The 17,821-nt window shown below is 35.7% G+C and carries 17 protein-coding genes and 1 pseudogene; 14 read left to right on the forward strand and 4 right to left on the reverse strand.

Annotated elements, in window-relative coordinates:
- Positions 1–13: 13 nt before the first annotated feature.
- The 8 genes from gap to CIGN_RS07455 all read left to right on the forward strand — a co-directional run bounded on the left by gap (position 14) and on the right by CIGN_RS07455 (position 7,234).
- Positions 14–1,009, forward strand: a complete 996-nt coding sequence (gene gap, locus CIGN_RS07420; protein WP_086303057.1) for a type I glyceraldehyde-3-phosphate dehydrogenase — start codon at positions 14–16, stop codon at positions 1,007–1,009.
- 1 nt (position 1,010) lies between these two features.
- Positions 1,011–2,219, forward strand: a complete 1,209-nt coding sequence (locus tag CIGN_RS07425; RefSeq protein WP_086303059.1) for a phosphoglycerate kinase — start codon at positions 1,011–1,013, stop codon at positions 2,217–2,219.
- Entirely contained in the window at positions 2,216–2,893 is a 678-nt protein-coding gene (locus tag CIGN_RS07430) for a triose-phosphate isomerase (protein ID WP_086225683.1), read from the forward strand. Before CIGN_RS07425 ends, CIGN_RS07430 begins: the two co-directional genes overlap by 4 nt.
- Positions 2,894–2,895: 2 nt before the next feature.
- Complete coding sequence (gene fabI, locus CIGN_RS07435) at positions 2,896–3,714, forward strand: enoyl-ACP reductase FabI (protein ID WP_086238900.1); 819 nt, start codon at positions 2,896–2,898, stop codon at positions 3,712–3,714.
- A gap of 271 nt (positions 3,715–3,985) precedes the next feature.
- Entirely contained in the window at positions 3,986–5,176 is a 1,191-nt protein-coding gene (locus CIGN_RS07440) for a NifS family cysteine desulfurase (protein ID WP_086303061.1), read from the forward strand.
- 13 nt (positions 5,177–5,189) lie between these two features.
- Positions 5,190–6,185 (forward strand): iron-sulfur cluster assembly scaffold protein, encoded by a 996-nt coding sequence (locus tag CIGN_RS07445; RefSeq protein WP_086225686.1) that lies wholly within the window; start codon positions 5,190–5,192, stop codon positions 6,183–6,185.
- Positions 6,182–6,565, forward strand: coding sequence for a hypothetical protein (locus CIGN_RS07450; protein ID WP_086303063.1), 384 nt, complete (start codon positions 6,182–6,184; stop codon positions 6,563–6,565). Before CIGN_RS07445 ends, CIGN_RS07450 begins: the two co-directional genes overlap by 4 nt.
- A gap of 105 nt (positions 6,566–6,670) precedes the next feature.
- Complete coding sequence (locus CIGN_RS07455) at positions 6,671–7,234, forward strand: bacteriohemerythrin (RefSeq protein ID WP_086227192.1); 564 nt, start codon at positions 6,671–6,673, stop codon at positions 7,232–7,234.
- A gap of 234 nt (positions 7,235–7,468) precedes the next feature.
- Here CIGN_RS07455 and CIGN_RS07460 read toward each other — a convergent pair whose 3' ends face one another.
- Entirely contained in the window at positions 7,469–8,773 is a 1,305-nt protein-coding gene (locus CIGN_RS07460; protein ID WP_086303065.1) for a Na+/H+ antiporter family protein, read from the reverse strand.
- A 154-nt stretch (positions 8,774–8,927) separates the two neighbouring features.
- Between CIGN_RS07460 and thrS the strand changes: the two genes are divergently transcribed.
- On the forward strand, positions 8,928–10,742 hold the full coding sequence (gene thrS, locus CIGN_RS07465) for a threonine--tRNA ligase (protein ID WP_086303068.1): 1,815 nt from the start codon (positions 8,928–8,930) through the stop codon (positions 10,740–10,742).
- Positions 10,739–11,254, forward strand: a complete 516-nt coding sequence (gene infC, locus CIGN_RS07470; protein WP_086225692.1) for a translation initiation factor IF-3 — start codon at positions 10,739–10,741, stop codon at positions 11,252–11,254. The genes thrS and infC overlap by 4 nt, the downstream gene beginning before the upstream one ends.
- Before the next feature lie 238 nt (positions 11,255–11,492).
- On the opposite strand, the gene CIGN_RS07475 is transcribed toward infC, so the two are convergent.
- Positions 11,493–13,067: a flagellin B gene (locus CIGN_RS07475; RefSeq protein WP_086303070.1), complete on the reverse strand. Its 1,575-nt coding sequence runs from the start codon at positions 13,065–13,067 to the stop codon at positions 11,493–11,495.
- A gap of 360 nt (positions 13,068–13,427) precedes the next feature.
- On the opposite strand from CIGN_RS07475, the gene dapF reads away from it, so the two are divergent.
- From dapF to CIGN_RS07495, 4 genes are read left to right on the forward strand one after another with little or no spacing between them, the layout of a single operon-like run.
- Positions 13,428–14,186, forward strand: a complete 759-nt coding sequence (gene dapF, locus CIGN_RS07480; RefSeq protein WP_086225702.1) for a diaminopimelate epimerase — start codon at positions 13,428–13,430, stop codon at positions 14,184–14,186.
- A 42-nt stretch (positions 14,187–14,228) separates the two neighbouring features.
- Positions 14,229–15,101, forward strand: coding sequence for a menaquinone biosynthesis family protein (locus tag CIGN_RS07485; RefSeq protein ID WP_086303072.1), 873 nt, complete (start codon positions 14,229–14,231; stop codon positions 15,099–15,101).
- Entirely contained in the window at positions 15,101–15,367 is a 267-nt protein-coding gene (gene fliQ / locus CIGN_RS07490; protein WP_086227385.1) for a flagellar biosynthesis protein FliQ, read from the forward strand. The genes CIGN_RS07485 and fliQ overlap by 1 nt, the downstream gene beginning before the upstream one ends.
- The gene (locus tag CIGN_RS07495) at positions 15,364–16,125 is read left to right on the forward strand and encodes a UDP-N-acetylmuramate dehydrogenase (RefSeq protein WP_086303075.1); all 762 of its coding nucleotides are present in this window, start codon (positions 15,364–15,366) and stop codon (positions 16,123–16,125) included. The genes fliQ and CIGN_RS07495 overlap by 4 nt, the downstream gene beginning before the upstream one ends.
- A gap of 191 nt (positions 16,126–16,316) precedes the next feature.
- Here CIGN_RS07495 and CIGN_RS07500 read toward each other — a convergent pair.
- Both CIGN_RS07500 and CIGN_RS07505 read right to left on the reverse strand, forming a co-directional pair.
- Positions 16,317–17,225 (reverse strand): annotated as a pseudogene (locus tag CIGN_RS07500) (flagellin); the annotation flags it as partial.
- 128 nt (positions 17,226–17,353) lie between these two features.
- Positions 17,354–17,662: a c-type cytochrome gene (locus tag CIGN_RS07505; RefSeq protein WP_086303079.1), complete on the reverse strand. Its 309-nt coding sequence runs from the start codon at positions 17,660–17,662 to the stop codon at positions 17,354–17,356.
- Positions 17,663–17,821: the final 159 nt, after the last annotated feature.

Here is a 17,821-nt window from a genome sequence, read left to right on the forward strand (position 1 = left end):
AAAAAGGATGAAAATGGCACTTAAAATAGCAATTAATGGTTTTGGAAGAATCGGCAGATGTGCTGCTAGGATTATACTCAATAACCCAGCAGAGTATGAGTTATGCATTATAAACGATACTGCTGAGCGTAAAATGACTAGATACTTACTAAAATACGATACAGTTCATGGCGAATTTAATCAAGATGTAGAGGTTTTAAATGATGATTATATCGCCGTTAATGGCAAAAAAATCAGAGTATATAGCACAAGAGATATCAATGATTTAGACCTAAGAGGAATCGATGTAGTATTAGAATGTACCGGCAAATTCCTAACAAAAGAGCAATGCCAAACCTACATCGCCAAAGGTGCTAAAAAGGTTATAATGAGCGCACCAGCTAAAGATGATACTCCAACATTTGTTTTAGGTGTAAATTCAGATAAATACGAAGGGCAAACAATCATCTCCAACGCAAGCTGTACTACCAACTGCTTAGGTCCTGTAACTAGGGTTTTAGAAGATCTTTATGGTATAAAAAAAGGTCTTATGACTACCATCCACGCCTATACAAACGGCCAAAGCCTAGTAGATGTCAAATGTCGTGATTTTAGACGCTCTAGAGCAGCTGCTGCTAATATGATCCCTACTAGCACAGGTGCTGCCAAAGCTATGAAATTAGTAATGCCTAGCCTAGATGGCAAACTACACGGACAAAGCATTAGAGTTCCAGTCCCAAATGTATCAATAGTTGATCTTACAGCTGTACTTGAAAAAAGCGTAACAAAAGATGAGCTAAATAACGCATTTGTAGAAGCTAGCAAAGGTAGCTTAAAGGGCATTATGGCTGTGGATTTTGATGAGAGAGTTAGTAGCGATTTTATCACCTCAAACTACTCAAGCATAGTAGCTGCTGATCTAACTCAAGTAATTTGCGGTGATATGATTAAGGTAATGGCGTGGTATGATAATGAGTGGGGCTATAGCAATCGCTTAGTTGAAATGGCTAAATTTATAAGCGAGAAGTGATATGAGTGAGATTATTTCTATAAAAGATATTGAATTTAAAAGTGGTAGCAAGGTTCTTGTAAGGTGCGATTTTAACACACCAATGGATGAATTTAACAACATCACAGATGATAGAAGAATCCGCTCAGTTATCCCAACTATAAGATATATTTTAGATCAAGGTTGCTCTGTTATCTTAGCTAGCCACTTAGGTCGCCCAAAAAATGGCTACGAAGACAAATACTCACTTCTACCAGTAGCTAAAAGACTTGGTAGATTAATGGATAGAGAGATTAAATTTGCTCACGATGTAGTCGGCCACGATGCCAAAGAAAAGGTTCAAAAGCTACAATCTGGCGAGATTTTGTTATTAGAAAATTTACGCTTTGAAAAAGGCGAGACAAAAGATGATATAAACTTGGCTAAATCTCTTAGCGAATTTGCCAATTACTATATCAATGACGCTTTTGGCGTATGTCATAGAGCTCACTCTAGCGTCCATGCTATAACTCAATGCTACGATAGTGAACATAAGGCTGCTGGATTTTTGCTAATTAAAGAGATTGAATTTGGCCAAAATCTGATCCGCCACCCTAGTCGCCCATTTGTCGCAGTAACGGGCGGATCAAAAGTAAGTGGCAAACTTCAAGCCCTAACCAATCTCTTGCCACGCATTGATAAATTAATCATCGGTGGCGGTATGGCATTTACATTTTTAAAAGCTCTTGGTGAAAATATCGGAAATTCCCTTTTAGAAGAGGAGCTTGTAGAAGAAGCATCAAACATTCTTAAAAAAGGCCGTGAGCTAGGCGTGAAAATTTATCTGCCTGTTGATGTCGTAGCGGCTCAAAGTTTTAGCAATGATAGTGCGATCAAGTATGTTCCTGTTCAAGAGATCCCAAATGGCTGGATGGGGCTAGATATCGGCCCAGCTAGTGTGAAGCTTTTTAAAGAGGCGATTGCCGATGCTCAAACCATCTGGTGGAATGGCCCTATGGGGGTTTTTGAGATGGATAAATTCAGCAAAGGTAGCATAAAAATGAGCCACGCTATTGGCGAGAGCTTTGCTACTACTGTGGTCGGTGGTGGCGATACTGCTGATGTAGTTGAGAGAGCTGGGGATACTGATGAGATGACCTTTATCTCAACAGGTGGTGGTGCTAGCTTGGAGCTTATAGAGGGCAAGGAGCTGCCTGGAGTTAGAGTGCTTTTAAGAGAAGATGATATATGATTTACGCTGCGAATTTAAAATGCAATCACACCAAAAAAAGCTATGCAGATTATGCTAAAAAGCTTAGTAATGGACTTAGTCAAAATAGCAATAGCGTGATTGTATTTCCTCCATTTACTGCTTTGAGTGAAGATAAATTTAACTTCACTCAAGGGGCACAAAACTTCTATCCAGCACAAAATGGCTCATATACTGGTGAGATTGGTAGTCAAATGCTAGAAGAATTTGAGATTACTACTGTAATGATCGGCCATAGCGAAAGACGCGCTCTAGGTGAAGATGAGCCATTTTTAAAAGCCAAATTTGATTATGCTGTAAGCAAGGGCTGGGATATTATCTACTGTATTGGCGAAGATGATATAACTCATATGAATGGAAGCACCAAAGAATTTCTAAGCGATCAATTAGCAAATATTGATTTAAACTATGAAAATCTAGTAATCGCCTATGAGCCAATCTGGGCGATTGGCACTGGAAATAGTGCTAAAGTTGAATTTATAACTGAAATTTTGGATTTTATATCTAGCAAATGCTCAGCTCCACTTCTATATGGCGGTAGCGTAAATATAACAAATATAGATGAGATAAAAGCAATAAAATCATGCGATGGAGTTCTTGTCGGTACTGCTAGTTGGGATGCTGATAAATTTTTAGAAATTATCAAAAAGGGTTAATAATGATACTAGAAGGTAAAAAAGGTTTAATAGTCGGTGTAGCAAATAAAATGAGCATAGCCTATGGAATTGCTCAAGCTTGTAAAGCTCAAGGCGCCCAGCTTGCTTTTACATTTTTAAATGATGCAATTAAAAAAAGAGTAGAACCAATCGCAGCTGAACTTGATAGTTCACTAATTTATGAACTAGATGTAAATAATCAAGAACATCTTGATACTCTAGCAGATAAAATTGCTAAAGATTTTGGCGAGATTGACTTTGTAGTTCATGCTGTAGCTTTTGCTCCTAAAGAAGCTCTTGAAGGTGAGTTTATCAACACTACAAAAGAGGCATTTGATATTGCTATGGGTACTAGCGTCTACTCTCTTATCTCTCTTACTCGTGCAGTGCTTCCGGTGCTAAAAAGTGGTGGTTCTATCTTGACTCTTAGCTACCTTGGCGGGGCTAAATTTGTCCCACATTATAATGTAATGGGCGTAGCTAAAGCAGCTCTTGAAAGTAGCGTAAGATATCTTGCCCATGACCTTGGAGCTAAAAATATTAGAGTAAATGCTATCTCAGCAGGGCCGATTAAAACCTTAGCAGCAAGTGGAATTGGCGATTTTAAGATGATTTTACACTGGAATGAGTGTAACGCTCCACTAAAAAGAAATGTCAGCATAGAAGATGTAGGTAAAAGCGGTATGTACCTACTAAGCGACCTTGCAAGTGGTGTAACTGGCGAAGTCCATTATGTAGATGCTGGGTATAATATCATGGGTATGGGTGATGTAGCAACCGATGCTTTTGGTAATACAGTCTTAGCCTGGGATGCAAAGTAGGCCAAATTTATCATTTCAGTTTAACTAATATACTTACTTTAAAATACTATTTCGTCATTGCATTTGTAATGACGAAAATCTCCGAATTTAAATTAAAAATCCAATTTAAAAACTTCAAAGATATACTAAAATACTTAAAAAATTTATATCTAAATTCAAATTTATAGAATATTTACTTAATTTTTATGCAAAATTTATGTAAAATAGTATATTATTTTACAGTAAAAAGATAAAGTTTATCCTAATTATTTTAGGAAGAGGAAGGATAGTTTTGAAAGTTTATTTAGACAACAACGCAACAACAATGATTGACCCTGAGGCTTTAGAGTTGATGCTTCCATTCCTTGGTGAGAAATTTGGCAATCCAAATTCACTTCACAGCTACGGAAGCCAAACACATCCAGCACTTCGCAAAGCACTAGATCAGCTCTATACTGGTATAAATGCAGCTGATAATGATGATATAGTAATAACTGGATGTGCCACTGAGAGCAATAACTGGGTATTAAAAGGTATATATTTTGATAAAATATTAAAAGGCGATAAAAAGCGTATAGTTACAACTACAGTAGAACATCCAGCTATAGGTGCTACCTGTGCATTTTTAGAATCTCTTGGTGTAGAGATTACTAAAGTAGATGTAAATAATCAAGGGGTTATCACTGCAGACGATCTACGCAATGTGATGAGTGATGATGTTGCACTTGTAAGTGTAATGTGGGCAAACAACGAAACTGGTATGATCTTTCCGATTAAAGAACTATCTAGCGTAGCACATGAATTTGGCGCACTTTTTCACACCGATGCAGTTCAAGCAATAGGCAAAATTCCCGTAGATGTACAAGATGCAAATGTTGATTTTTTAAGCTTTTCAGGACATAAATTCCATGCACCAAAAGGAGTAGGCGCTCTATATATCAAAAACTCAATGCCTCTTACTAGCCTTCTTCATGGTGGCGAACATATGGGCGGACGCAGAAGTGGCACATTAAATGTTGCTGGTATAGTAGCAATGGGTCAAGCATTAGAAAATGCAAATAAATTCCTAGCCTTTGAACAAAGCCATGTAGGAAGATTAAGAAATAAGCTAGAAGATGCACTATTATCACTACCAGATATTACAGTAGTAGGTGATAGAGCCAATCGTGTGCCAAATACAATCCTAGCAAGTATTAAAGGCGTAGAGGGTGAAGCAATGCTATGGGATCTAAACCAAGCTGGTATAGCAGCAAGTACTGGCTCAGCCTGTGCAAGTGAGGATTTAGAAAGTAATCCTATAATGGAAGCCATCGGTGCTGATAGCGAACTAGCACATACAGCACTTAGACTATCGCTCTCTCGCTTTAATACTGAAGAAGAGATAGATTATACAATAGAAAAAATTAAACATGCCGTACATAGACTAAGAAGCATATCAAGTAGCTACGCATACGCCCCAAAATGGCATAAATCAGGACTATAAAGGAAATAATAATATGGCAAAAGGTAATTTAATAAGCGGAAATATATGGGAAGAGTACTCTCAAAAAGTTCAAAATGCAATGAACGCACCAAAAAATATGGGTGAAATTACAGAAGAAGATGCTAAAGCTCTAGGCTGTAAGCTAATAATTGCAGATCATGGTGCTGAGAGCTGTGGTGATGCAGTTAGACTATATTGGGCTGTTGATGAAGCTACTGATATTATTAAAGATGCTAAATTTAAAAGCTTTGGTTGTGGTACAGCAATTGCAAGTAGCGATTATATGGCAGAACTATGCAAAGGCAAAACCGTAGATCAAGCAGTTAAAATCACAAATATAGATGTAGAAAAAGCTATGCGTGATGATCCAGATATTCCAGCAGTTCCACCACAAAAGATGCACTGCTCAGTAATGGCATATGATGTTATCAAAGCTGCGGCTGCTAGCTATAAAGGCGTTGATCCAGATCACTTTGAAGATGAGATTATAGTATGTGAGTGTGCTAGAGTTAGCCTTGGTACAGTAAAAGAGGTGATAAGATTAAATGATCTTACAACAGTAGAAGAAATTACTCAATACACAAAAGCTGGAGCATTTTGTAAATCTTGCATTAAGCCTGGCGGACATGAAAAAAGAGAGTACTACCTAGTAGATATTTTAGCCGAAGTAAGATCTGAAATGGAAGCTGAAAGAATGAAAGCTATAGCTGATGCTAAAATAAGCGGAAGTGGCGTAGATAGCGATCTAAGCTTTGAGGAGCTAACAGTAGTAAAACAACTAAAAGCAGTAGAGGCTATTATAGATGAGCATGTAAGACCAATGCTAGAGATGGATGGTGGAAATATGGAAATATTAGATATCAAATCTGAAGAAAGCAGAATCGATATATATATTAGATATCTAGGTGCGTGTAGTGGGTGTGCTAGTGGTGCTACTGGAACACTGTATGCGATTGAAAATATCTTGCAAGAGAGTCTAAGTCCAAATATTAGAGTAATCCCTGTATGATAAATGCTAAATTTAAAGCTGGCAAATACTATATTGGTGATTTAGCTAAAATTTTAGATTATGCAAATTTGACGAACCTTAAGTATGGCTTTGGGTTTTTAGATGAGTTTACTTATGTAAATTTTGAGTTAGAGTGTGATGAGATAGCTGATAGTGATGGATTTATATATAGCGTCGATAGTGCAAATTTTGGTATAATCGACGCTAAAATAATTGACGATGAGTTGCTAAGTAGTAGGATTTTAACTCTAAGACATGGATTTATAGCTAATAAATTTAGCAGCCACCCACTTGCTAGGATTGTCGACTTTAAAGATGAATTTAAAGTTAGCATTTGTGATAATGAGATAAAATTTGGTAATATTATACTAAATTTATAAAAATTTATTGGTAAGTTTTGCTTTTTTAAAATCAATTTTCAGCTAAAATTATTATAAAATTTAATATAATAGAGAAATTTATATTTTTTCATAGAGAGTTTTGAAATGGTACCTAGCTGGGACGATAAATATAGCATTGGCAATTCAGATATAGACTTACAACATCAAAAGCTATTTGATCTAGCCAAAAAATCCTTTATTTACGCTAATAAAAATGTATCTCGTGAAGAGATTCGCGGTATCGTGGCTGAATTTTTTGAATATATGAAAGAACACTTCAAAGACGAACAGGAATATATGGAGCTAATTGGATATCCGTACTTGCACGAACACACTATGATTCATAAAGACATAATCGCTAGTATGGCGGGTCTAATCAAAACTGCTAAAAATGTAAATGATTTAAAAGAAAATCTTTTATTAATTGCTGAAAAGTGGCTAGTAGAGCATATTTTAAAAGAGGATGCCAAAATAGAAAAATGGCGTCAAGCAAACCTAGAACACGCAGAAAATGAGCTAATCGAAGAACAACCAAAACAATATAAATATACCTGCGGTTGTCCTAATAAAATCCATCTTGTTCCACCTTATATTCATGAGAAAATTGTCGAGGGCAAGAAATTCTCTTGTATGACTTGCAAGGTAGTTATTAAAATCAAGCTTTCATAAGATAGCATAGTTAAATTATTTATTACCTTATGCTATATCTTTATAAATTAAATTTTATCAGCATTTTATTATTGCTTAAGTTTTAACCATATTTTTATACATTTATCAGTTGCCAATAATCTCTTACAGCTAACACTTAATACAAGAGATTATTTTGCTACTGTTAAATATCTATACTTTTATTTTCTGCTTAGCATAGTTGCGTTGCATACTACTTACTTTATCTTAAATAACTTACAAAAACATCGCAAATACTACTCCGCAAATTAATAGCGGAATGTTAAAAAATACAAATGTCGGCACACAAGTATCATATATATGATTATGCTGACCATCGGCATTTAGTCCAGATGTTGGTCCAAGAGTACTATCACTAGCAGGACTCCCAGCATCTCCTAGTGCTGCAGCAATACCTATAAGCAATATAGTAGCAGCATGACTAAATTCTAGCGAGATACAAAGTGGAACATAAAACGCCGCAATAATAGGAATCGTCCCAAAGCTCGTTCCAATTCCCATAGTAACAAGCAACCCAATAGCTAGCATAATAATCGTTCCGCCAAGCTTACCGCCACTAATTGCAGTAGCAAATTCAACCAGCTCACCAATCCCACCAGTCTCTCTAATCACCGAAGCAAACCCAGCTGCAACAAGCATAATAAACGCAATAAATGCCATCATATTTAGGCCATTTTCCATTACTTTGTCAATCTTTTTATATTCGATCCCACCAAAAGCTACCATAAAAATAAGCCCCATCAATCCACCAAGCGGCAAAGAATCGCTCCATAATTGAACACCAAAGGCAATCGCAACACCAATAAGTAAAACCCACTCTTTCTTGCTCATTTTAATATCAAGATTACTATCGTAAAGCTCTTTAGCTTCCATAGAGCTTTGCTTATAACTGCGTGGCGTGCGATAGTAGATAATCGCCAAAAATAGCCCAATAAGCATCGCTACTCCACCAAGCCACATAACAGAGCTAATATCAGATAGATTGGTCTCTAGTCCATTTTGGCTTATCTCCTTGGCTAAGATATTATGAAAAATTAGCCCAAATCCAACCGAAGCACTTACATATGGAGCCTTCAGCCCAAAAGTCAAAGCACACGCTACGGCTCGCCTATCAATTTGCATTTTATTCATAAGCGCCAAAAGTGGCGGAATAAGAATAGGAATAAATGCAATGTTCACCGGAATTAAATTTTGCGAAAAACATGCTACAAATGCAATTGTAAGCACAAACCAAAATGTTTTTTTGCTAATTAATTGGCTTACATAGTGAATTAAAATTGCAGTTAGATTACTCATCGCAATAGCTGCTGCTAATGCACCAAGCAAAATATAAGTAAGCGCAGTTTCTAGATTTCCTTGCATGCCTTTGATTAAAATGTTAATTGTAGTAATAATATCAATATTTGCGCTTACTCCAGCTATCAATGCAGAGATAAGAATAGCTAATAAGATATTAAATCTTAAAAGACACAGCGTACACATTACAATCACGCCAATAACTGCAGGATTTAAAAGAAGCATTGTCTACCTTTTATTATGATTAAATTTGGAATTATATATATTTTTGGCTTAAATTGCTAAGCGGTATTAGCTTAAATTTTATTAAAATTCAGTTTAAGTTAAAATACAATTAGATAAAATCTAACATTTTGTTATTTTTGAAAAAAGAGAGTCGATGAGCGAGATTATTGGATATAATGTAGATGGAGAGATAGTAGATACTCAAAGCTACACCGGAGGCGGTAGTGAGATTAAATTTGACAACTCTAAAGAGGCGCTAGAGATTATACGCCACTCATGTGCGCACTTAATGGCTGCAGCGATTAAGGAGCTTTATCCTGATGTTAAATTTTTCGTTGGACCTGCTATTGAGGATGGATTTTACTACGATATGCGTGTAAGCAAAAGCGATGGTAGCAAACTAGGCGAAGATGATTTAGCTATAATTGAGAAAAAAATGAAAGAGTTAGCCTTAGCTAAAACTCCAATTGTAAAAATAAACTCAACTAAATCAGAAGTAGCTGCAAAATACGCCGATGATGACCTAAAACAAGAGGTATTAAAAAGAATTCCAGATGGTGCTGTAAGCCTGTATTCTCAGGGTGGTTTTGAAGATATTTGTCGTGGGCCACATATTCCAAATACCATTTTTGCTAGATTTTTTAAACTTACTAGAATAGCTGGGGCATATCTTGGCGGTGATGAAAATCGTGAGATGCTAACTAGAATTTATGGTACAGCTTACGCTGATAAAGAAAGTCTAAATGAGCATATTAGAATTATCGAAGAGGCTAAAAAACGTGACCATCGTAAACTTGGCACAGAGATGAAATTCTTTACCTTTGATGAGAGCGTTGGTGTTGGACTCCCTATTTGGCTACCAAATGGATCAAGGCTTAGAAGCCGCTTAGAGCATAAACTATATCGCACTCATAGACTTCGTGGATATGAGCCAGTGCGTGGACCAGAGATTTTAAAAAGTGATGCTTGGAAGACAAGTGGCCACTATGCTAATTATAAAGAAAATATGTACTTTACAGTAATTGATGATCAAGAGTATGGCATTAAACCAATGAATTGCGTAGGCCATATTAAAGTTTATCAAAGCGAGATTAGAAGCTATAGAGATCTTCCGCTTAAATTTTTTGAGTATGGCGTAGTGCATAGACACGAAAAGAGCGGAGTACTACATGGGTTATTTAGAGTTCGTGAATTTACTCAAGATGATGCACATCTATTTTGTATGCCAAGCCAGATTAAAGAAAATGTTTATGAGATTTTAAGTTTTGTTGATACTCTTATGAATGCGTTTGGATTTAGCTATGAGATGGAGATTTCTACCAAGCCAGCTAAGGCTGTTGGCGATGATGAGGTATGGGAGATCGCTACAAAAGCCTTAAAAGATGCTTTAGATGAAAAGGGATTAAAATATGGCATTGATGAAGGTGGCGGTGCGTTTTATGGGCCAAAAATAGATATTAAAATTACAGATGCCCTTAAAAGAAAATGGCAGTGTGGCACTATTCAAGTAGATTTTAACCTTCCAGCAAGATTTAATCTAGAATATATTGATGAAAACAATGAACGCAAACAGCCAGTTATGCTTCATCGTGCAATTCTAGGAAGCTTTGAGAGATTTATTGGGATTTTACTTGAACATACTGCTGGTGAATTGCCATTTTGGATTGCGCCAACTCAAGTTGTGATCATACCAATTGGTGAATCTCATCAAGAGTATGCTAAAGAAATCTATGCAAAATTACTTGATATGAATATAGATAGTGAAATCTTTAGCAAAAATGAGACACTAAATAAAAAGATTAGAAATGCAGAAAAACAAAGAGTACCTATAATAATAGTACTTGGCGATAATGAAGTGGCAAATAGAGGTGTAGCACTGCGTGATCGTAGAGCTAGAGAACAAAAGGATATAAGTCTAGATGATTTTTATAGCTTAGTCCAAACCAAATTAAACGAGGTGAATATTTGAGCAAAGATAAAGAGGTTTATCTAAACGATGAAATTCGTGCAAGCGAGGTTAGATGTGTAGGAGATGATGGCACTGCGTATGGTGTTATCAGTAGAGATGAAGCGTTAGATATCGCTAATAAAATGGGATTAGATCTAGTTTTGATAGCAGCTGATGCTAAACCACCAGTATGTAAGATAATGGATTATGGCAAATTCCGTTATCAACAAGAGAAAAAGCAAAAAGAGGCTAAGAAAAAGCAAAAAGTAATAGAGATAAAAGAGATTAAGCTTTCCGCCAAAATTGCACAAAATGATATAAATTACAAGATAAAACACGCTCAAGAGTTTTTATCTGAGGGCAAATATGTTAAATTTAGAGTATTTTTAAAGGGGCGTGAGATGTCTACCCCAGAACTTGGCGTAAATATGCTTGAAAAGATTTGGGAGATGGTTCAAGAATATGCAGATAGGGATAAAGCTCCAGTTCTTGAGGGTCGTTATGTAAATATGCTTGTAACGCCTAAAAAATAACGCTACAATCATATTAATTAGGTAGGTGAATTTCACAGATGTCCACCTACCAAACTGATAAATTAAAATCCAAAATAACTTCTAGTAATTAGATTGATTACTATACTATTTAATCTAGATAAAATCCTAAAATAATATTTGAAATTAATAATATAAAAAACTTGATATATTGTATATAAACCCTCGCAATGGCTAAGCATTGCGAGTAAATTTAAGCTATTAAAGATTTAAATTTAAGCTACTGTAGTAGTCTTAATATATTTTGTTGTACAGCATTTGCCTGGCTCATAGCGTAGCTTCCGCTTTGGGCTAGTATGTTAAATTTAGAGAAGTTTGCACTCTCACTAGCAAAGTCTACATCTCTTATTTGAGATTCAGCTGATTTTACATTTACTTGAGTAACTGTAATATTATTTATAGTAGCTACTAATTGGTTTTGTACTGAACCTAGGTCAGCTCTTAGCTTGTCTAGAGTTTTTCTAGCTGCTTCAGCTACATCAACCATAGCTTGAGCGCCACCATATGTATTTACACCACCGGCTTGAGCAGCTGTACCATACACTGCCGAGAATCCGCCATTGAAAAATCCCATTGCTTTAGCTGTTTCAAAACTAATTGTTCCACTATTCATATATTTTAAATTTACAGAAGCTTGAGCATAACCAGTTGATGCATTAGCAGCGGTTATCATAGCGTCACCAGCAGTAAAACCAGATACTAAGGATATACCACCTAAACCAACTTTAATATCTCTAGCATCTTGGCGAATAAATGTGATTTGACCTAAATAAACCGTACCAGCCGAATGCGCATCTCCAGCTAATGAAGCACCCGTTTTAGCGCTAAATACAGTATTAGCACCAGTAGATGTTGAACCAAGTCTAATAGCTCTACCATCTTTAGCAGCTAAAACTAGATGACCATTTTCTAGGCTTGCTTCTACTCCGGTTTCATCTTTTTTAGCGTTAATTGCTGCAGTTAAAGCATTGTCAGAATCATTAGCTTTTACGGTAATATTACCGATTTTTACGCCATTAATCATAAAATCTTTAATTGTACCAGCAGCAACTACGCCAAAAATTTGAGTATTATTAACTTCAGCTCTTATACCAGTTTTATCTGATACACCATTCATCATCTCAGCTACAGCTTTTAAACCATCTGTTTGTAATGTTTTTGCGCTAATAGTTTGAAATACATAACCACCCGGATATCCATCGATTCCACTAAGTTTTACAACTGCATCTTCCATTTGAGAAATATTAGAAGCTACCACATTTTTTAGCGTCTCAAACCTAGTATGTCCTATAGTATTTGAGTTTGTAGCACCTATGCTTACTTTAGCTGTTTCATTACTATAAGCACCTATTTGGAAGTTTTTGTTTGAAAAATTTCCATTTAGTAGTTGTTGGCCATTAAAGCTTGTAGTAGTAGCTATCATATCTAGTTCTTCAAGAAGTCTGCTAATATCATTTTGAAGAGCTCTTCTAGAATCAGCATTTTGACCATCTTGTGCTGCTTGGATAGCTTTAGTTTTAATAGTATCAAGTATTTTAATCTGTTCATCCATAGCTTTATCTGCAGTTTGAACAATACCAATTGCATCATTACCATTAGATATAGCTTGACCTAAAGAGCTAGCTTGGCTTTTTAGTGAATCAGCAATAACAAGACCTGATGCATCATCAGCTGCTGTTTGAATTCTAAGACCTGAGCTTAGGCGACCAAGTGAGCTAGTAAGCTCTCTATCTGTGATTTGTGAGTTTGCGTGAGCATTCATCGCTGCGATGTTAGTATTTATTCTAAAGCTCATAACTTTTCCTTTGTGTTAATATTTCCCTATAAAACTTAAATCCATTTAGGGTGTGTTTTTATTATATCGAACCAAATATTAAAAAGTTTATATATGGGGGGGGGATTTTGATAAATTTGAAGAAAATATTGCAAATTTTTTAATAAATTTGAGAAATTTATAAAATTTAGATTAGATATTGTAGATTTAGGCTAAGTGATTTTATAATTTTTAGAGTGGAATTTAGATTGGATTGGATGAAATATTAAATATTATGGGGGTGTAATTTATTTGAGGGGATGGAGTAAAAATATATTAAAAAAGAAACTTTGAATTGAATTTATGCTAAAATTTGAAAATTTAACCATTTTAAGGATATTTATGCAAGTTTCAAAATATAACGCAAGCGGTAATGATTTTGTTATTTTCCAAGCCATTGATAATGCTAAATTTGCTGCAAGTAACCGCTCGGAACTAGCTGTGCGTCTTTGCGATAGATTTAGCGGAGTTGGCGCAGATGGAATGATTATTATCAAACAATCAAATAATCAGTGTGATTTTGCGTGGGAGTTTTACAATAGCGATGGAAGCATAGCAGCAATGTGTGGCAACGGTAGTAGGGCTGCTGCACTTTATGCATATAAAAACCAAATTTGTGATGCTGTTTGTACCTTTGAAACTGGTGCTGGAATTATTGGCGCTACCATTGCAAAAGACCATGTCGAAGTCGCTCTAAGCGAGCCAAAAAAGTTAAGCGAACCATTTACTCAAATGGGATTAGAATGGAACTTTTATAATACTGGAGTGCCGCATTTAGTAAGCTTTGTGGATGATTTGGATAAATTTGATCTAGAAATTTGCAAAACTATGCGCCAACAATATAACGCAAATGTAAATTATGCCAAATTTGATGGCCAAAGACTATTAGTGCGTACCTTTGAGCGTGGTGTTGAAAATGAGACAAATGCCTGTGGCACTGGAATGGCAGCTTCGTTTTTTACTGGATTTGAGCGATTTGGACTAAATGATAAAATAGAAGTTATGCCAAGAAGCGGTGAGATTTTAAATCTTAGATTTGATGGAGAGACTATCCATTTTGGTGGAAAAGTAAGCCATATTTTTGATACGGCAATATATTAGAAATTTAGATAAATTTAAGTAAAATTAGCCAAAATGCAAAGGATGAAATTGAAAAATATAAGAGTAGCTCACTCACCAGATGCTGATGATATCTTTATGTATAGCGCTATAAATTTAGGCTGGGTTGGTAGTGATATTTTGCAGTTTAGCTCTAAAGCTGATGATATAGAGACGCTTAATCAAGCAGCTTTGCGTGGCGAATTTGATGCTACGGCCATTAGTTTTGCTCTTTATCCATTTATAGTTAAAGATTATGCTTTACTACGAACAGCAGTAAGCTTTGGCAATGGATACGGCCCAAAGCTAATTAAGAAAAAACATACAACTCTAAAGCCAAATTTCAAAGTCGCACTAAGCGGACAATACACCACAAATGCTCTACTTTTTAAAATCGCCTATCCAAAGGCTAGGATAGTTTATAAGAATTTCTTAGATATCGAAAATGCTGTACTAAGCGGTGAAGTTGATGCTGGCGTGCTAATTCATGAGAGTATTCTTAGCTTTAGTGATGAACTATGCGTAGAGCGTGAAATTTGGGATATTTGGTGTGAACTTAGAGGCGATGATAGTCTGCCATTACCACTTGGTGGTATGGCCCTTAGACGCAGTCTGCCGCTAAGTGATGCTATAGAGTGCGAATCGGTACTGACAAAGGCCGTACAAATCGCACACGATAATAAAAAAATATTAAGCTCTATGTTACTAGAGCGTAAGCTAGTGCGTGTAGATGATACAAGTTTGCAAAAGTATCTAGGGCTTTATGCAAATGCTGAATCTATCAGTATGAGCGATCTTCAGCTGCGTGCAGTAGATAGGCTTTTTGAAATCGGATATGAGAATGGGGTTTATTCAAATTTAATCAAATCTCAGCCAAATCTCATACCAACTGAGTATCTAAATAGTAGGAATAGCTAATGCAAGGCGATCTAATCGGTCTAGGCGTTGAGACCTTTAAACTAGCACTAATGATTAGTCTGCCTATGCTTATGGCTGGATTGGTAGCTGGTTTGCTAATTAGCATTTTTCAAGCTACTACACAGATTAACGAGATGACGCTAAGCTTTGTACCAAAGATAATTTTGGTTGTGGTGGTAATAATCTTTTTAATGCCGTGGATGATGGGGCAAATGATTGATTTTACTGAACGAATATTAAATATGATACCAACATTTATCCAATGAAAATTGATTTTAGTAAGTACAGCTCAGTGCGCATTGGTGGGATTTTTGATGTAGAAGTGCTAGATAAAATGCGTGAATTTGATGGAGTGATAATTGGCGGAGCAAATAATTTGCTAATCTCACCAAATCCACCTAAAATGGGGATTTTAGGAAGCGAATTTGACTATATCAAACTAGAAAATGGCGTACTAAAAATTGGCGCTAAAACTCCAAGCTCAAAAATATATAAATTTACTAAAGATAACAATATTGGCGGCTTTGAATTTGCTAAAAAAATTCCTGGAACCATTGGTGGAATGATAAAGATGAATGCTGGAGTAAAAGAGTATGAGATTTCAAATTTGCTCTTAAATATCACAACATCTAAAGGAGTAACACTAGCTAATGAGTGTGAATTTAGCTACCGCCACTCAAATATTGATGGAGTGATATTTGAGGCTAGTTTTAAAATTATACGTGAATTTGATGAAGTTCTAAGCAATAAACTCAATCAAAAGCGCTCCAATCAGCCAAAAGGCGCGAGCTTTGGCTCATGCTTTGCCAATCCTGCTGGCGATCATGCTGGGCGACTTTTAGAGGCTGCTGGAATGAAAGGCTATAGGAGCGGCGGATGCGGCTTTAGCGAAATTCATGCAAATTTTTTAATCAATTATGGCAATGGAAGCTTTAATGATGCAATAGAGTTGATAAATTTAGCCAAAAACCGTGTAGCTGAGCTTTTTGGTATAGAGTTGCGTTGCGAGGTTGTGATCTTATAGGATTAATGGTTTTTAGATATTTTAGTAGTATTTAGAGTATTATTTTTGTATTTTTAGTAATTTTTATCAACTACCCTAATTTATAAATCCATTTTAATTGATAATATAAAAAACTTGATATATTGTATATAAACCCTCGCAATGGCTAAGCATTGCGAGTAAATTTAAGCTATTAAAGATTTAAATTTAAGCTACTGTAGTAGTCTTAATATATTTTGTTGGACAGCATTTGCCTGACTCATAGCGTAGCTTCCACTTTGGGCTAGTATGTTAAATTTAGAGAAGTTTGCACTCTCGCTAGCAAAGTCTACATCTCTTATTTGAGATTTGGCTGATTTTACATTTACTTGAGTAACTGTAATATTATTTATAGTAGCTACTAATTGATTTTGTACTGAACCTAGGTCAGCTCTTAGCTTGTCTAGAGTTTTTCTAGCTGCTTCAGCTACATCAACCATAGCTTGAGCGCCACCATAAGTATTTACGCCACCGGCTTGGTCTGTCATTTGACCTGCATTAGAGGCTCCGCCATTAAAAAATCCCATTGCTTTAGCAATTGTAGCACTAATTGTACCAGAGTTCATATATTTTAAATTCACTGAAGCTTGATTATAAGTAGCCGATGCGATTGAAGCTTCGGTAATAGCTGCAGCCGTCATACCACTAATAGCTGACATACCATTTAAACCCACTTTAATATCTCTAGCATCTTGGCGAACAAATGTGATTTGACCCATTAACACAGTGCCAAGAGAAGCATTTGCACTACCACCACCTGCAGAAGCACCTGACAATCTACCGCCTAAAGCTGTATAGCTGTTTGAAAAAGTACCAATTCTTATAGCTCTACCATCTTTAGCAGCTAAAACTAATCTACCGTTATCTAGACTTGCTTCTACTCCGGTTTCATCTTTTTTAGCGTTAATTGCTGCAGTTAAAGCATTGTCAGAATCATTAGCTTTTACGGTAATATTACCGATTTTTACGCCATTAATCATAAAATCTTTAATTGTACCAGTAGCAACCACGCCAAAAATTTGAGTATTATTAACTTCAACTCTTACACCAGTTTTATCGTTTACACCATTCATCATTTCAGCTTACATCATTACCATTAGATATGGCTTGATCTAAAGAGCTAGAGAGTAAAAATATCTATTGTGATTGATTTAAATGAATATATAAAAATAAATTAAAAGCCTAGCTAGCAAATGCTAGCTAGATAGAGTTATTTAAGAGTTGAAATATAGTTGCTTACAGCTTCCATATCAGCATCGCTTAAAGTAGCCATTTGGCCTTTCATGATAGCGCCCATGCCGATTTTGCCTTTACCATCATTTAGGGCACCAGCTTTATAAGCTTTCATATCAGCTAATCTTTGAGCTGGATCTGTATCAACTAGAGCTGGAACTTTATTTAGATATTTTTTTTCAGCTTTAGCACCATGGCAAACTGCACATTTTTTGTAAATGTCAGCACCATCAGCAGCGAATGCGCCAACACAGGTTAATGCAACTAATAGAACTATTTTTTTCATTTTATATCCTTTTTTGAGAGATTTTAAAAGAGTATTATAGTGGCAATATTCTGAATTTTAGATTAAATACTAGAATTAAATTTTTAATTTTTAGTTAGCGATTATTGGATAAATTCATCTATATTAAGTGAATTTAAACTAAAAATAGATAAAATCAAC

Origin of the sequence: Campylobacter devanensis (assembly GCF_002139915.1) — a bacterium.
GTDB lineage: Bacteria > Campylobacterota > Campylobacteria > Campylobacterales > Campylobacteraceae > Campylobacter > Campylobacter devanensis.

Bases quoted from the DNA above. Each gene is read 5' to 3' on its own strand.
- gap (WP_086303057.1), top strand. From the start codon at position 14: ATGGCACTTAAAATAGCAATTAATGGTTTTGGAAGAATCGGCAGATGT.
- CIGN_RS07425 (WP_086303059.1), top strand. From the start codon at position 1,011: ATGAGTGAGATTATTTCTATAAAAGATATTGAATTTAAAAGTGGTAGC.
- CIGN_RS07430 (WP_086225683.1), top strand. From the start codon at position 2,216: ATGATTTACGCTGCGAATTTAAAATGCAATCACACCAAAAAAAGCTAT.
- fabI (WP_086238900.1), top strand. From the start codon at position 2,896: ATGATACTAGAAGGTAAAAAAGGTTTAATAGTCGGTGTAGCAAATAAA.
- CIGN_RS07445 (WP_086225686.1), top strand. From the start codon at position 5,190: ATGGCAAAAGGTAATTTAATAAGCGGAAATATATGGGAAGAGTACTCT.
- CIGN_RS07450 (WP_086303063.1), top strand. From the start codon at position 6,182: ATGATAAATGCTAAATTTAAAGCTGGCAAATACTATATTGGTGATTTA.
- CIGN_RS07455 (WP_086227192.1), top strand. From the start codon at position 6,671: ATGGTACCTAGCTGGGACGATAAATATAGCATTGGCAATTCAGATATA.
- CIGN_RS07460 (WP_086303065.1), bottom strand. From the start codon at position 8,773: ATGCTTCTTTTAAATCCTGCAGTTATTGGCGTGATTGTAATGTGTACG.
- thrS (WP_086303068.1), top strand. From the start codon at position 8,928: ATGAGCGAGATTATTGGATATAATGTAGATGGAGAGATAGTAGATACT.
- CIGN_RS07475 (WP_086303070.1), bottom strand. From the start codon at position 13,067: ATGAGCTTTAGAATAAATACTAACATCGCAGCGATGAATGCTCACGCA.
- dapF (WP_086225702.1), top strand. From the start codon at position 13,428: ATGCAAGTTTCAAAATATAACGCAAGCGGTAATGATTTTGTTATTTTC.
- CIGN_RS07485 (WP_086303072.1), top strand. From the start codon at position 14,229: ATGAAATTGAAAAATATAAGAGTAGCTCACTCACCAGATGCTGATGAT.
- fliQ (WP_086227385.1), top strand. From the start codon at position 15,101: ATGCAAGGCGATCTAATCGGTCTAGGCGTTGAGACCTTTAAACTAGCA.
- CIGN_RS07495 (WP_086303075.1), top strand. From the start codon at position 15,364: ATGAAAATTGATTTTAGTAAGTACAGCTCAGTGCGCATTGGTGGGATT.
- CIGN_RS07505 (WP_086303079.1), bottom strand. From the start codon at position 17,662: ATGAAAAAAATAGTTCTATTAGTTGCATTAACCTGTGTTGGCGCATTC.